Source organism: Cellulosimicrobium sp. G4 BAM 1002 (genome assembly GCF_057126935.1).
The window spans coordinates 1,012,478-1,027,163 of record NZ_CP182109.1; the positions used below are offsets into that span (position 1 = coordinate 1,012,478).

10 protein-coding genes are annotated in these 14,686 nt (G+C 72.9%); 8 read left to right on the forward strand and 2 right to left on the reverse strand.

Translation table 11 applies throughout. The annotated features are described in order from the left end of the window. Positions 1-53: 53 nt before the first annotated feature. The 3 genes from ACMXGY_RS04685 to ACMXGY_RS04695 are packed head-to-tail and all read left to right on the forward strand — an operon-like array spanning position 54 to position 4,809. The gene (locus tag ACMXGY_RS04685; RefSeq protein ID WP_483775724.1) at positions 54-2,132 is read left to right on the forward strand and encodes a bifunctional aldolase/short-chain dehydrogenase; all 2,079 of its coding nucleotides are present in this window, start codon (positions 54-56) and stop codon (positions 2,130-2,132) included. Then, on the forward strand, positions 2,129-3,556 hold the full coding sequence (locus ACMXGY_RS04690) for a rhamnulokinase (RefSeq protein WP_483775725.1): 1,428 nt from the start codon (positions 2,129-2,131) through the stop codon (positions 3,554-3,556). The genes ACMXGY_RS04685 and ACMXGY_RS04690 overlap by 4 nt, the downstream gene beginning before the upstream one ends. Then, positions 3,553-4,809, forward strand: coding sequence for an alpha-hydroxy acid oxidase (locus tag ACMXGY_RS04695; protein WP_483775726.1), 1,257 nt, complete (start codon positions 3,553-3,555; stop codon positions 4,807-4,809). Before ACMXGY_RS04690 ends, ACMXGY_RS04695 begins: the two co-directional genes overlap by 4 nt. Here ACMXGY_RS04695 and ACMXGY_RS04700 read toward each other — a convergent pair. Both ACMXGY_RS04700 and ACMXGY_RS04705 read right to left on the reverse strand, forming a co-directional pair. Then, complete coding sequence (locus ACMXGY_RS04700) at positions 4,778-5,908, reverse strand: Gfo/Idh/MocA family protein (RefSeq protein WP_483775727.1); 1,131 nt, start codon at positions 5,906-5,908, stop codon at positions 4,778-4,780. The genes ACMXGY_RS04695 and ACMXGY_RS04700 overlap by 32 nt on opposite strands. Beyond that, positions 5,905-7,869 (reverse strand): DUF6807 family protein, encoded by a 1,965-nt coding sequence (locus tag ACMXGY_RS04705; protein WP_483775728.1) that lies wholly within the window; start codon positions 7,867-7,869, stop codon positions 5,905-5,907. Before ACMXGY_RS04705 ends, ACMXGY_RS04700 begins: the two co-directional genes overlap by 4 nt. Before the next feature lie 240 nt (positions 7,870-8,109). Between ACMXGY_RS04705 and ACMXGY_RS04710 the strand changes: the two genes are divergently transcribed. From ACMXGY_RS04710 to ACMXGY_RS04730, 5 genes are all read left to right on the forward strand, one after another. After that, positions 8,110-9,039 carry a carbohydrate ABC transporter permease gene (locus ACMXGY_RS04710; RefSeq protein ID WP_483775729.1) on the forward strand — a complete coding sequence of 310 codons (930 nt, stop codon included), beginning with the start codon at positions 8,110-8,112 and terminating at the stop codon, positions 9,037-9,039. After that, positions 9,032-10,039: a carbohydrate ABC transporter permease gene (locus ACMXGY_RS04715; protein ID WP_483775730.1), complete on the forward strand. Its 1,008-nt coding sequence runs from the start codon at positions 9,032-9,034 to the stop codon at positions 10,037-10,039. The genes ACMXGY_RS04710 and ACMXGY_RS04715 overlap by 8 nt, the downstream gene beginning before the upstream one ends. Before the next feature lie 88 nt (positions 10,040-10,127). Next, positions 10,128-11,480, forward strand: a complete 1,353-nt coding sequence (locus ACMXGY_RS04720) for an ABC transporter substrate-binding protein (RefSeq protein WP_483775731.1) — start codon at positions 10,128-10,130, stop codon at positions 11,478-11,480. A 162-nt stretch (positions 11,481-11,642) separates the two neighbouring features. Beyond that, positions 11,643-13,088 carry a Gfo/Idh/MocA family oxidoreductase gene (locus ACMXGY_RS04725; RefSeq protein ID WP_483775732.1) on the forward strand — a complete coding sequence of 482 codons (1,446 nt, stop codon included), beginning with the start codon at positions 11,643-11,645 and terminating at the stop codon, positions 13,086-13,088. Next, on the forward strand, positions 13,085-14,656 hold the full coding sequence (locus tag ACMXGY_RS04730; RefSeq protein ID WP_483775733.1) for a UxaA family hydrolase: 1,572 nt from the start codon (positions 13,085-13,087) through the stop codon (positions 14,654-14,656). Before ACMXGY_RS04725 ends, ACMXGY_RS04730 begins: the two co-directional genes overlap by 4 nt. Positions 14,657-14,686 lie beyond the last annotated feature (30 nt).

Sequence of the window (14,686 nt, forward strand, 5' to 3'; positions counted from 1 at the left end):
GCAAGCAGCACCCGCCGCCCCACGCCCGTCCTCAGCACCCCGGAGACCGACTCATGAGTACCTCGACCACCGTCCACACCGGCACCCAGGCCGTCGCTGACCTGGTCGCGCGTTCGAACCGCCTGGGCGCAGACCCTCGCGTGACGAACTACGCGGGCGGCAACACGTCCGCCAAGGGCACCGAGACCGACCCGGTCACGGGTGAGCCCGTCGAGCTGCTGTGGGTCAAGGGCTCGGGCGGTGACCTCGGCACGCTCACCGAGAAGAACCTCGCGGTCCTGCGCCTCGACCGTCTGCGCGCGCTCGTCGGCGTCTACCCGGGCGTGGACCGCGAGGACGAGATGGTCGCGGCGTTCGACTACTGCCTGCACGGCAAGGGCGGTGCGGCGCCGTCGATCGACACCGCGATGCACGGCCTGGTCGACGCCGCGCACGTCGACCACCTGCACCCCGACGCGGGCATCGCGCTCGCGACCGCTGCGGACGGCGAGGCTCTGACGCGCGAGGTCTTCGGCGACGAGGTCGTCTGGGTGCCGTGGCGGCGCCCGGGCTTCCAGCTCGGGCTGGACATCGCTGCCATCAAGGACGCGAACCCGCAGGCGGTCGGGTGCGTGCTCGGCGGGCACGGCATCACCGCGTGGGGCGAGACGTCGGACGAGGCCGAGCGGCGCTCCCTCGACATCGTCCGCCGCGCGGAGGAGTTCATTGCCCGCCGGACGGCGCAGCTCGCCGACCGAGGCGAGCACCCGTTCGGCGCGGTGCGCCCGGGATACGAGGCGCTGGGCGAAGAGGAGCGGCGCGCCAAGGCCGCCGCGCTCGCGCCGACGATCCGTGGGCTCGCCTCGACCGACGCGCCGCAGGTCGGGCACTTCACCGACTCCGACGTCGTGCTCGACCTCCTCGCCCGCGAGAAGCTGGCCCCGTTGGCCGCGCTCGGCACGTCGTGCCCGGACCACTTCCTGCGCACCAAGGTCAGCCCGCTCGTCGTCGACGTGCCCGCCGACGCGTCCGTCGAGGACACGGTCGCCGCGCTGCGCGTGGCCCACGCCGCCTACCACCAGGCCTACCGCGCGTACTACGACCGGCACGCGACGCCGGACAGCCCGGCGATCCGCGGGGCCGACCCGGCGATCGTGCTCGTCCCCGGGGTCGGCATGTTCTCGTTCGGGAAGAACAAGCAGACCGCGCGCGTCGCGGCGGAGTTCTACGTCAACGCGATCAACGTCATGCGCGGCGCCGAGGCGATCAGCACCTACGCGCCCATCGAGGAGTCGGAGAAGTTCCGCATCGAGTACTGGGCGCTCGAGGAAGCCAAGCTCCAGCGGATGCCGCAGCCGAAGACCCTCTCGACGCGCGTCGCGCTCGTCACCGGCGGCGGGTCGGGCATCGGCAAGGCCATCGCCGAGCGGCTCGCGGCCGAGGGCGCGTGCGTCGTCGTCGCGGACCGCAACCTCGACGGCGCGCGCGAGGTCGCCGACGCGCTCGGCGGTCCGGACGTCGCCGTCGCCGTCGGCGGCGACGTCACCTCCGCGGCCGACGTCGCCGCGATGGTCGACGCGGCAGCCCTCGCCTTCGGCGGGGTCGATCTCGTCGTCAACAACGCCGGCCTGTCGATCTCCAAGCCGCTCCTCGAGACCACCGAGGCCGACTGGGACCTTCAGCACGACGTCATGGCCAAGGGCTCGTTCCTCGTGTCCCGCGAGGCGGCCCGCGCCATGATCGCCCAGGGCATGGGCGGCGACATCGTCTACATCGCCTCCAAGAACGCCGTCTTCGCCGGCCCGAACAACGTCGCCTACTCCGCGACCAAGGCCGACCAGGCTCACCAGGTCCGCCTGCTCGCGGCCGAGCTCGGCGAGCACCAGATCCGCGTCAACGGCATCAACCCCGACGGCGTCGTGCGCGGCTCCGGCATCTTCGCCGCAGGCTGGGGCGCGCAGCGCGCAGCGGTGTACGGCGTCGACGAGCAGGACCTCGGGGCGTTCTACGCCCAGCGCACGCTGCTCAAGCGCGAGGTGCTCCCCGAGCACGTCGCCGCCGCGGTCCTCGCGCTCACCGGGCCCGACCTCGCCCAGACCACAGGCCTGCACGTGCCCGTCGACTCGGGTGTCGCTGCCGCGTTCCTGCGATGACCCGTCGTCCCGTCCACGTCGTGGCGGTCGACCTCGGGGCGACCAGCGGGCGCGTCATCGTCGGCCGGGTAGGGCCGGAGAGTCTCGACCTTCATCAGGTCGCACGGTTCCCCAACGACCCGGTCCGGACCCCTGACGGGCTGCACTGGAACATGCTCGAGCTCTACCGTCAGATCCTGGTGGGCCTGGCGCGCGCGGAGCGCGAGCTCCCGGGCAAGGTGGAGAGCCTGGGCATCGACTCGTGGGCCGTGGACTATGCGTTGCTGCGCAGGGGGCAGGTCCTCGGTCTGCCCTACCACTACCGCGACGAGCGCACCGCCCGGGGCGTCACGTCGGTCCATCGACGGGTCGGCGCGCCGGACCTCTACCACCGCAACGGGCTGCAGCACCTGCCCTTCAACACCCTGTTCCAGCTCGCGGCTGAAGAGGGACTGCTCGACGTCGCCGACACGATGCTGCTCGTGCCGGACCTGCTGACGTACTGGCTGACCGGCGAGGTCGTCGCGGAACGCACCAACGCGTCCACGACCGGGCTGCTCGGCGTGCACACCCGCGAGTGGGACACCCAGCTCGCGGGACAGCTCGATCTGCCCGCGGAGCTGCTGCCACACCTGGTGGACCCAGGAACCCGGGTGGGTGAGCTCACAGGGAACCCGTTGTCCGTCGTCGGGCGCCCGATCGCGGTCACCACCGTCGGCTCGCACGACACCGCGTCCGCGGTGGTGGCGCTGCCGACGACCGAGCGTGACGTCGCCTTCGTGTCGTGCGGCACCTGGGGACTCGTCGGGCTCGAGCTGGACCGCCCGATCCTGTCGGAGGAAGCCCGTCTGCAGGGCTTCACGAACGAAGGCGGTGTGGACGACCGGTACCGCTTCCTGCGCAACGTCATGGGCCTGTGGGTGCTGACCGAGACGATCCGCACCTGGGAGCGCACCCCGGAGAGTGTCGCGTCGTTGCCCGAGCTGCTCCGCGACGCCGCAGCCGTGCCGGGCCCGCACCCCGTCTTCGACGTCGACGACCCCTGCTTCCTCCCGCCGGGAGACATGCCGTCCCGGATCAGCGAGTGGTTCGCCCGACATGGTGTGGAGGGTCCGTCCTCGCGGGCGGCTCTCGTGCGCAGCATCATCGAGAGCCTCGCCGAGGCCTTCGCCCGGACGGCGCACGAGGCGTCGCTCCTGGCGTCTCGCTCGATCAGGGCGATCCACGTCGTCGGCGGAGGGTCACAGAACGCCTTGCTGTGCCAAGCGACCGCCGACCGCGCGGGCCTACCGGTGCTGGCGGGACCGGTAGAGGCCACCGCGATCGGCAACATCCTGGTCCAGGCACGAGCCGCCGGCGCCGTGGACGACACGCTGGAGGACCTGCGCTCCCTCGTCGCGCGCGCCTTTCCCCCCACACGTTACGAGCCCCGGAGAACCGCATGACCCGTCGCCAGATGCCGCGCCCGGCAGAGCTCCTGCAGCTCGTCCAGCTCAAGAAGCCCGAGCTCGACGCCCGTCGACGGCGCCTGGACCGCGCGCTCACCATCGAAGATCTGCGCACGATCGCGAAGCGACGCACTCCTCGCGCAGCGTTCGACTACACCGACGGCGCCGCAGAGGCAGAGATCTCGCTCGCTCGTGCGCGCCAGGCGTTCCGTGACATCGAGCTGCACCCGTCGATCCTTCGAGACGTCTCCAAGGTCGACACCTCCGCGACGGTCCTGGGCGGCCACAGCGCGCTGCCCTTCGCCATCGCTCCCACCGGCTTCACCCGCCTCATGCACACCGCAGGCGAGATCGCGGGGGCCGGCGCCGCGGGCGCAGCCGGGATCCCCTTCACGCTCTCCACGCTGGGCACCACGTCCATCGAGGACGTGCGCGCGGCGAACCCGACCGGCCGCAACTGGTTCCAGCTCTACGTCATGAAGAAGCGTGAGGTCTCCTACGGCCTCGTCGAGCGCGCCGCCGCGGCGGGGTTCGACACGCTGTTCTTCACCGTCGACACCCCCGTCGCCGGCGCCCGGCTGCGCGACAAGCGCAACGGGTTCTCCATCCCGCCCCAGCTGACGGCCGCCACGATCCTCGACGCGCTTCCACGACCGTGGTGGTGGTTCGACTTCCTCACGACGCCGACCCTCGAGTTCGCGTCGCTGTCGTCCACGGGAGGGACGGTGGGCGAACTGCTGGACTCCGCGATGGACCCGACGATCAGCTTCTCCGACCTCGACGAGATCCGCCGCCTGTGGCCCGGGAAGCTCGTCGTCAAGGGCGTCCAGAGCGTCGAGGACTCGCGCCGGCTGGCCGACCTCGGCGTCGACGGCATCGTGCTGTCCAACCACGGCGGCCGCCAGCTCGACCGGGCCCCCGTGCCGTTCCGGCTGCTGCCCGACGTCGTGCGCGAGGTCGGGACGGACCTCGAGGTGGGGATCGACACCGGCATCATGAACGGGGCGGACGTCGTCGCCTCCGTCGCCCTCGGCGCGCGGTTCACCCTGGTCGGACGCGCCTACCTCTACGGCCTCATGGCCGGTGGTCGTGCCGGCGTGGACCGCGCGGTGCAGATCCTGGCGGACCAGCTCGTCCGCACCATGAAGCTGCTGCAGGTCGCCAGCCTGGAGGAGCTGACCCCGGCGCACGTCACGCAGCTCACCCGCCTCGTGCCGGTCAGCGCGCCCAGGGGGCCCCGAGCTCGCTGAAGGTGCGTGCGGTGCGGGCGGCCTCCTCGCACCAGCGCACGACGTGGTCCACCACGGGACGGCGGTCGTCGCCCTCGCCCGTCCACGTCACCGCGGACGGGTCGATCGGGCGAGGGTCGGCGGCCGTCCTGACGGCCTCCATGACGCGCATGAACGCGCCGGTGTCCCGGACGTCGCACGCGAGGCGGCGCTGCGGGTCGCGGCGCGCGGCGAGCAGGTCCTCCAGCAGGCCGGTCCGCCCGTACGTCTTCTCGACGTGCGCGCGCGGCGTCCGGACGAGCACGCGGTCGTGCTCGTACTCGAGCCCGATCTCGCCCTCGGTCCCCAGCACGAGGACGCGCGCCGGCGTGCGCTCGGGAGCGCAGAGCGTCAGGCCGAACCCGTAGGGCAGGCCGTCGCGCGCGACGACGCGCAGCGACGACGTGTCGTCCGACTCGATGGGGTTGGCGCGCCACAGGTCGGTGACGACGTGGGCCACGTCCTGCGCAGTGCGCGCCCCGCCGATGCGCAGCGCCGTCGCGACGGCGTGCGCGAGCGGGTTCGTCACGACTCCGTCGACGACGTCGCGGCCGTCGAGCCGGCGGCGGCCCGCCCACGGGGCGCGCTGCCAGTAGCCCGTCGTGCGCACCCACGTGCCGACGGCGCCGATCCCGACCAGGTCGCCGATCTCGCCGTCGGCGACGAGCTCGACCACGGCGTCGACCGCGTGCGACCCGAACGTCTGGAACCCGACCTGGCAGCGGCGGCCCGTGCGCTCGGCGACCTCGACGAGCGCGAGGTGCTCCGCGAGCGACGCCGCGGTCGGCTTCTCGAGCAGGACGTCGATCCCGGCCTCCATCGCGGCGCGCGCGAGCGGGAGGTGCGTCGGGATGGGTGTGCAGATCACGACGACCTCGGGCCGGACCCGCGGGTCGTCGTCGGAGAGGAGGTCGCCGAGGCTCGGGTACCAGGGTGCGGCTGCGTCGTCGGGACGACGCGGGTCGACGACGGCGCTGAGCCGCACGAGCCCGCGCTCGGCGAGCGTGGCGATCGTGCGGAGGTGGGAGCCGCCGTGCCCGTGCACGCCCACGACGGCGACGGGCACCGGTGCCCCGCTCACCGGACGCGTTCCGCGAGCGCCGCGGCCTCGTCGAGGTCGAGGCCGCGGTCGACGAGGACGGCGCGGGCGCCGGTCTCGAGCGTGCCGCCCGCGGGGATCGTCCGCGGCGCGTCCCACGCGAGGGCCGGCCCGGCACCCGGGTACTCCGCCGCGCGGAGGAACCACGGCACGCGCTCGCCCTGCTGGACGAGCAGCAGCGTCGTGGTGTGCGTGGGCTGCTCCTGGACGAACGCGACCCACGGCGACGTGCTGCCGTGAGCGCTCTCCTCGCCACGCCCGTGCGCGCTGAGCACCTCGGTCGACGTGGCCGTGCGCAGCCGCCAGAAGAACCCGCCGTAGCCGGCGCCGGGGCGCCCGTTGGTCGCGGGCGAGCCGATGACGAGCGCGCCGCGCTCCGCGCGCAGGGTCGAGCGCCAGTCCAGGACCCACGCCTCGTCGTCGAGCACCCACGCGTCGAGCAGCCGGTCCTCCTCGAGCTGGGGGACGCCCTGCTCGTCGTGCCAGCGGACGCCGTCGTGCAGCAGGTGCTGCTCGACCGGGTCGACGGCGAGCGCGTGGCTCACCTGGCGCCCGTGGTTCGGCAGGAGCGTCGGGCCGACGTCGGCGACGAACGTGCGCCCGCCCCAGTACGACGTCCCGTTGACGTCGGCGACGGCCATCGAGGCGCCGTAGTGGTGGCGGTGGTCGACGGGGCCGGCGTCCGTGAGCGGCACGCCCGCGAGGGTGTGCACGGGGTGCAGGTACGAGCGCGGGGCGTGCACGGCCGGGACCCGGTCGCCCTGCAGGTAGCGCGCGAGGCGCAGGTCGCCGCAGCGCAGGACGACGGCGTCGCCGTCGGGAACCCAGCGGACGTCGTGGGTCGTGGGCGGGCCCGGCGCGGCGACGGGCTCGACGACGGCCTCGACCAGCGTGGTGGCGCGGGCGCGCGCGACCTGCCGGGGGACGGGCCCGGAGGTCGCGCGCACCTCGAGCCGCGGCTCGAAGCGGGTCGTGCGGGACGCGGGCGCGGTGTCCTCGATCAGGGCGGACAGCTCCTTCCAGGCGTGGCGTCCGAGCTCGGACTGGGGGACGGCCACGGTCGTGAGCGCCGGGGTCGCGAAGCGGGCGAGGTCGATGTCGTCGAAGCCGACGACGGACATGTCCTTCGGCACCGCGACGCCGGCCTCGTTGAGCCCGGCGAGCAGCCCGAACGCCACGAGGTCGTTGAAGGCGACGACGGCGGTGGGCCGGGCGGTGAGCACCTCGTCGACGGCGGCGTGGCCGGCGGCGATGTCCGGGCCGGCCGGCAGCTCGACGAGCTCGAGGTCGGGCGTGCGGTCGAGCACGCGGCGCAGCCCGGCGCGGCGGAGCGCGTCGGACGCGCTGCCGGGCGGGCCGGCGAGGTAGGCGACCCGCCGGTGCCCGAGCGAGAGCAGGTGCTCGAGGACCTGCGCGGCGGCCTCGGCGTAGTCGACCACGAGCGACGGGACGGCCGGGACGTCGGGTCCGTGCGTCACCTCGCGGTTGACGAGGACGACGGGGGAGACGTCGGGGACCAGGAGGGCCAGCTCCGCGTCGGGCATCCGGGGCGAGACGAGCACGAGGGCGTCGCAGCGCAGGCGCGCCTCGAGCGCGATGGCGGCCTCCTCGGTCGGGTCCTCGGCGGTGTCCGCGACGAGCACGCGGTAGCCGGACGGTGCGGCCGCCGTCGTCACGCCGCGCAGGATCTGCTGGAACACGGGGTTGCCGAGGTCGGGGACGACCAGGGCGACCGTGTTCGTCCGTCCGAGCGAGAGGCTCCGGGCCACGTTGCTGGGACGGTAGCTGAGGTCCGCCGCCGCCCGGCGGACGCGCTCGCTGATGTCCGGGTCGACCGACGCGCGGCCGTTCATGACGCGCGACACCGTCGCCCGGGAGACGCCCGCGGCGGCCGCGACGTCGGCGATCGTCACCCCGCCTCGCCGTGTGCTCACGCTTGCCATCGTTCTCCCTCAGGTCGTGGTCCGCGCGTCGCGGGGCGCGCACGGCATCGTGGCGCCCGCGCTCGCCGGGGTCGTCCGGTGTCGCGCGATGCGATGACCGTACACCATGGGAAACCGGTTACACGTGTGCTACGGTCCTCTTCCAGCAACCGGTTTCCTACTGTCGGGGAACTCGGGGCTACCGATCGACGACGACCGGAGGTGACCGATGACCGGCACGAGCTGCGAGGAGGGTCTCGCATGGCGGTGACCGAGCTCGCACGAGCGAGCACCACTGCGACGCAGCGGCGACCGCGCCGGCGCGGGGACGGGAAGGCCGCAGCGCTCTTCCTCGCTCCCTGGTTCGTGGGGCTCGCGCTCATCACGGCGGGGCCCATGGTCGCGTCGCTCTACCTGTCCTTCACGGACTACAACCTGCTCCAGGCGCCGAGCTGGATCGGCTGGGACAACTACGAGCGCATGTTCTCCGACCCGCGGCTGCTCAACTCGCTGCAGGTCACCTTCACGTACGTGCTCGTCTCGGTGCCGCTCCAGCTCGCCGCGGCCCTCGGGCTCGCGCTCCTGCTGGACAAGGGTCTGCGCGGCCTCGCGGTCTACCGCTCGATCTACTACCTGCCGTCGCTCCTGGGCGGCAGCGTCGCGATCGCGATCCTCTGGCGTCAGGTCTTCGGCGCCGACGGCCTGCTCAACCAGGTGCTCGCGATCTTCGGGATCGAGGGCCAGGGCTGGGTGTCGCACCCGGACTACGCGCTCGGGACGCTCATCGCGCTCAACGTGTGGACGTTCGGCGCGCCGATGATCATCTTCCTCGCCGGCCTGCGGCAGATCCCGCGCATGTACTACGAGGCGGCCTCGATCGACGGCGCGAGCCGGTGGCGCCAGTTCCGGTCGATCACCGTGCCGATGCTCACGCCGATCATCTTCTTCAACCTCGTGCTGCAGCTCATCAACGCGTTCCAGTCGTTCACGCAGGCGTTCGTCGTCAGCGGCGGCACCGGCGGTCCGGCGGACTCGACGATGTTCTACACGCTGTACCTCTACCTCAAGGGGTTCGGCTCGCTCGAGATGGGCTACGCCTCGGCGATGGCCTGGTTCCTCCTCCTGATCATCGGCGGGATGACGTTCGTCAACTTCCTCGCCTCGAAGTACTGGGTCTTCTACGATGACTGACACCACCTTCCCCGCCACGTCGGGCTCCCACTCGGACGCAGAGTCCTCGGCGTCCGGCCCCGTCCGCGTCGCCGCCGACGCCGCCACCGCCACCGAGGACCGTCGCGAGTCGCTCTCCGAGCTCGCCGCCGGCACCCCGGACGGCCGGCCCCGACCGCGACGTCGTGCGCAGGCCGCCCGCACGCAGTCGGTGCTCAAGCACGTGCTGCTCATCGTCTTCGGGTTCGTGATGCTGTACCCGCTGCTGTGGATGCTCGCGAGCTCGTTCAAGCCGTCCGCGCTGATCTTCCGCGAGCCGGGGCTCATCCCGAGCGACATCGACCTCAGCAACTACACCGAGGGCTGGAACGCGCTCACGCACCCGTTCAGCCAGTACCTGCTGAACTCGGCGATCATCGTGCTCGGGTCCGTCCTGGGCAACCTCGTCTCCTGCTCGCTCGCCGCCTACGCGTTCGCCCGGCTGCAGTTCCGCGGCCGGGGCGTCTGGTTCGCGATCATGCTCATGTCGATCATGCTCCCGATCCACGTCGTGATCGTGCCGCAGTACGTGCTGTTCTCCTCGCTCGAGTGGATCAACACGTTCCTGCCGCTCATCGTGCCGAAGCTGCTCGCGACCGACGCGTTCTTCATCTTCCTCATGGTCCAGTTCTTCCGCGGCATCCCGAAGGAGCTGGACGAGGCCGCGCGCCTCGACGGGTGCGGGCACGGGCGGATCTACCTGCAGATCATGATGCCGCTCGCCCTGCCGGCGCTCGCGACGACCGCGATCTTCACGTTCATCTGGACGTGGAACGACTTCTTCAGCCAGCTCATCTTCCTCACGAAGCCGGACATGTACACGGTGCCGATCGCGCTGCGCACGTTCATCGACGCCACGGGCGAGAGCTCGTGGGGGCCGATGTTCGCGATGTCGATCGTCTCCCTGGTCCCGGTCTTCCTCGTCTTCCTCTTCGGCCAGAAGTACCTCGTCAAGGGCATCGCCACGACGGGGATCAAGTAGCACCTCTCGCCGGGGCGGAGCCTCACGCCGCCCCGGCACCACACCTGCACGACAGAACGACGACGTCCCGTCACGCACAAGGAGAGTCATGAACACCTCGATCTTCCGTCCGCAGCGCCGCCCCGGCGCGCGCCGCGCAGCGCTCGTCGCCGCGCTGACCGTCGGGGCCCTGGCCCTGACCGCCTGCAGCGGGGACGGCGGCGTCGCCAACCCCGGCGGCGACGACGACGAGACGTCGTCGGCCGACTCCGGCCCCGTCGAGATCCGCTTCTCGTGGTGGGGGTCGGACACCCGGCACCAGACCACGCAGGAGATCATCGACCTCTTCATGGAGAAGAACCCGGACATCACCGTCGTCCCCGACTACACCGACTGGGGCGGGTACTGGGACAAGCTCGCGACGTCCGTCGCCGCGGGCGACGCGCCCGACGTCATCACGCAGGAGGAGCGCTACCTCGCGGACTACGCCTCGCGCGGCGTCCTCGCGGACCTCGGCGAGCTCGAGATCGAGACCGGGTCGATCGACGAGTCGGTCCTCGCGTCCGGCGAGACCGAGGGCGCCCTGTACGGCATCCCGACCGGTGTCAACGCCTACGCCATGCTCGCCGACCCGCAGGTCTTCGCCGACGCGGGCGTCGAGATGCCGGACGACACGACGTGGACCTGGGAGGAGTACGTCGAGGTCTCCAACGCCGTGAGCGCGGGCGCGGCCGACGGCATCTACGGGACGCAGGACTACGGCTTCAACGAGGCTGGTCTGAACGTCCTCGCGCGGCAGCGCGGCGAGTCCCTGTACACGCCCGAGGGCGAGCTCGGCGTCTCCGAGGAGACCGTCGCCGACTTCTTCCAGATCTCCCTCGACCTGCAGGCGGGCGGCGGCCAGCCCGACGCCGCGCGCTCGGTGGAGCTCGAGGGTGCCGGCCCCGAGGGCTCGCTCCTCGGTACCAACACGGGCGCGATGGGCGTGTGGTGGACCAACCAGCTCGGCGCGATCAGCACCGCGTCCGGCCGCGAGCTCCAGCTCCTGCGCCTGCCCGGCGAGACCGAGGACGAGCGCACCGGCATGTACTTCAAGCCGGCCATGTACTACTCCGTCGCGAAGACGTCGGAGCACCCCGAGGCCGCGGCGAAGCTCGTCGACTTCCTCCTCAACGACCCCGAGGCCGGCGCGCTCATGCTCTCCGACCGCGGGCTGCCCGCGAACACCGAGGTGCGCGAGTCGATCCAGGAAGCCCTGTCGCCCGCCGACAAGCAGGCCGCGGACTTCCTCAAGTCGCTCGAGTCCGAGATCGTCGACGGCCCCCCGGTCCCGCCGCAGGGCGCCGGTGACGTGGTCGAGATCCTCAAGCGCATCAACACCGAGGTGCTCTTCGGGCAGGTCACGCCCGAGGACGCCGCGGCGAAGTTCCTGAGCGAGGTCGGCGCGGCGATCGGGCAGTAGCCCGACCGACCCGGCCACGACCGGGCGGCGACCTCGCCGCCCCCCTTGCCCGGCCGGGCCGGTCCGTCGCCCCGCGGACCGGCCCGGCCGTTCTCGCAGCAGCACGACCCGCACCACCCCGCGCCACGCCACCTGTGGCCGCACCGTCGAGAGGACAGCTCCGTGCAGGACCCCCGCGCCACCCCCACCGACCCGGTCGGACCGGCCCCGTCCCACGCCGCCCCGAGGCGCTACGCGGTCGCCGGCACCGGTCACCGTGCGCGCATGTTCGTCGACGCGCTGCTCGGCGAGCACCGCGAGGACGGCCGGCTGGTGGCGTGGTGCGAGCCGAACCCCGTGCGGGCGACCTGGCACGACGGCCGCCTGGCCGCGGCGGGCCACGCACCGCTCCCGCGCTACGCGCCGGAGCAGCTCGAGCAGATGTTCGCCGAGCAGGAGGTCGACGTGCTCGTCGTGACGTCGCCCGACCACACGCACGCGCGCTACGTCGTCGCCGCGCTGGACGCCGGCGTCGACGTGGTGTGCGAGAAGCCCCTGACGACCGACGCCGCGGGCATGGCGAGGATCCGGGCGGCCGCCGAGCGCTCGTCCGCGACGCTGACCGTGACGTTCAACTACCGCTACTCGCCGCGCAACACTGCGCTGCGGCGAGTCATCGCGTCGGGGGAGATCGGCGACGTCGTCTCCGTGCACTTCGAGTGGCTCCTCGACACGGTGCACGGCGCCGACTACTTCCGCCGCTGGCACCGCGAGAAGGCGGCGTCCGGCGGGCTGGCTGTGCACAAGGCGAGCCACCACTTCGACCTCGTGAACTGGTGGCTCGACGACGTCCCCGAGGTGGTCACCGCCCTCGGCGGGCTGCGGTTCTACGGGGACGACGGCGCGGGCAGGCCGCCGGGGGAGCGGCCCGGCCTGGGCCGCGACGCCGCGCCCGACGACCCGTTCGGCATCGACCTCGCCGCCGACGACACGCTGCGCGCGCTGTACCTCGACGCGGAGTCCGAGGACGGGTACGTCCGCGACCGCGACGTCTTCGCGCCCGGGGTGAGCATCGAGGACACGATCGGTGCGCTCGTCGGCTACCGCAAGGGCGCGACGCTCACCTACTCGCTCACCGCGCACAGCCCCTGGGAGGGGTACCGCGTCGCGGTCAACGGCACGCGAGGGCGCGCCGAGCTCGACGTCGTCGAGCGCGCGCACGTCGAGTCCGGCCGCGCCGCCGAGGCGCTCGGCCCCGAGGGCAAGCGCCGCCCGGCCGTCGACCCGAGCGCGGTCCACGACCCCGGGGCGAGCGACGTGCGCCCCTACGGCGCGCGGCTCGTCGTGCAGCGGCACTGGGAGACCGCCCGCGAGGTCGTGATCGAGGAGGGCGAGGGGTCGCACGGGGGAGGCGACCGGCTCCTGCTCGCCGACGTCTTCCGGGGGCCCGGGGACGACCCCCTCGCGCGCGCCGCCGGGTACGTCGACGGGCTGCGCAGCGTCGCCGTCGGCGTCGCGGTGAACCGGTCGCTCGAGACCGGCGGCACCGTGCGCACGTCCGACCTGGGCGTGTCGCTCGAGCGCGCGGCACGCCGTCCCGCGCCCGTGGCCGAGGGAGCGCGGGCGTGACCGCCCCGGCCCGTGCGGCCGGCTCGCCGATCCTGGTCCTCCGTCCCGACGACGACGTCGCCGTCGCGACGCGCGACCTCGTCCCCGGCGACGTCCTGCCGGGCGACGTCCTGCCCGGCTCGGCGGGGACGGGCGGTGGCGTCGAGGTGCTCGACGCCGTCCCGCGCGGGCACAAGGTCGCGCTGCGGGCCGTGCCCGAGGGCGCCCCGGTGCGCAAGTACGGCCAGGTCATCGGCGTCGCGACGCGCGACGTGCGCCCCGGCGAGCACGTGCACACCCAGAACCTGGGCTTCGAGGAGGGCGAGCGCGAGCACGAGCTCGCGACCGTCCACACCCCGATGGAGGTGCCGCCCGGCCCGCGCCCGACGTTCCGCGGCTACCGCCGCGCGAACGGATCCGTCGGCACGCGCAGCTACGTCGCGATCCTCACGTCGGTCAACTGCTCGGCCAGTACCGCGCGCATGATCGCCGACCAGTTCCGCAGGTTCGCCCTCGACGCGTACGACGACGTCGACGGGGTGGTCGCGCTCACGCACCAGTCCGGGTGCGGGCTCGTGCCGACGAGCGAGGGCGCCCAGGTGCTCGTGCGCACGCTGCGCGGGTACGCCGCGCACCCCAACGTCACCGGTGTGCTCGTGCTCGGGCTGGGCTGCGAGATGATCGCCGTCGACACCGTGCTCGCCGGTGCCGACGTGTCCCCGGACACGGTCGTGCGCACCCTGACGATCCAGGACTCCGGCGGTGTGCGCGCCACCGTGCGCGCCGGGGTCGAGGCCGTGCGCGAGATGGTCGAGGAGGTCGACGCGCGCTTCGAGCGGACCGAGTGCGACGTCTCCGGGCTCGTGCTCGGGCTGAACTGCGGCGGCTCCGACGGCTACTCCGGGATCACGGCGAACCCCGCGCTCGGCATCGCATCCGACCGTCTCGTCGCCTACGGCGGGACGTCGGCGCTCGCCGAGACGCCCGAGGTGTTCGGCGCCGAGCACCTGCTCACGCGCCGGGCCGTCACGCCCGAGGTCGGGCAGCGCCTGCTCGACCGGCTCGAGTGGTGGCAGGGCTACGCCGCCGCGGGCGGCGGCACCCTCGACAACAACCCGTCACCCGGGAACAAGGCCGGCGGGCTGACGACGATCCTCGAGAAGTCGCTCGGTGCCGTCGCGAAGGGCGGGCAGGCCGACCTCGCCGCGGTGCACGAGTACGCCGAGCCCCTCGACACGCCGGGCTTCGTCTTCATGGACACCCCGGGCTACGACCCCGTCTCCGTGACGGGGCTCGTCGCGGGCGGGGCGAACGTCGTGTGCTTCACGACCGGCCGCGGCTCCGTGTTCGGGTGCAAGCCGACGCCGTCGCTCAAGCTCGGCACGAACAGCGAGCTGTACGCGCGCATGGGCGACGACATCGACATCGACTGCGGGCGCGTCGTCGAGGGGACCGCGACGCTCGAGCAGGTGGCCGACGAGATCTTCGCGCGCATCCTCGCCGTCGCGTCGGGCGAGCAGACCGCGAGCGAGGAGCTCGACATCGGCGGCGAGGAGTTCGTCCCCTGGCAGCTCGGGACGGTCACCTGACCCTCCCGGGGCGCGTGACATGATCGGTCC

Bases quoted from the DNA above. Each gene is read 5' to 3' on its own strand.
- ACMXGY_RS04695 (WP_483775726.1), top strand. From the start codon at position 3,553: ATGACCCGTCGCCAGATGCCGCGCCCGGCAGAGCTCCTGCAGCTCGTC.
- ACMXGY_RS04715 (WP_483775730.1), top strand. From the start codon at position 9,032: ATGACTGACACCACCTTCCCCGCCACGTCGGGCTCCCACTCGGACGCA.
- ACMXGY_RS04685 (WP_483775724.1), top strand. From the start codon at position 54: ATGAGTACCTCGACCACCGTCCACACCGGCACCCAGGCCGTCGCTGAC.
- ACMXGY_RS04705 (WP_483775728.1), bottom strand. From the start codon at position 7,869: ATGGCAAGCGTGAGCACACGGCGAGGCGGGGTGACGATCGCCGACGTC.
- ACMXGY_RS04710 (WP_483775729.1), top strand. From the start codon at position 8,110: ATGGCGGTGACCGAGCTCGCACGAGCGAGCACCACTGCGACGCAGCGG.
- ACMXGY_RS04720 (WP_483775731.1), top strand. From the start codon at position 10,128: ATGAACACCTCGATCTTCCGTCCGCAGCGCCGCCCCGGCGCGCGCCGC.
- ACMXGY_RS04690 (WP_483775725.1), top strand. From the start codon at position 2,129: ATGACCCGTCGTCCCGTCCACGTCGTGGCGGTCGACCTCGGGGCGACC.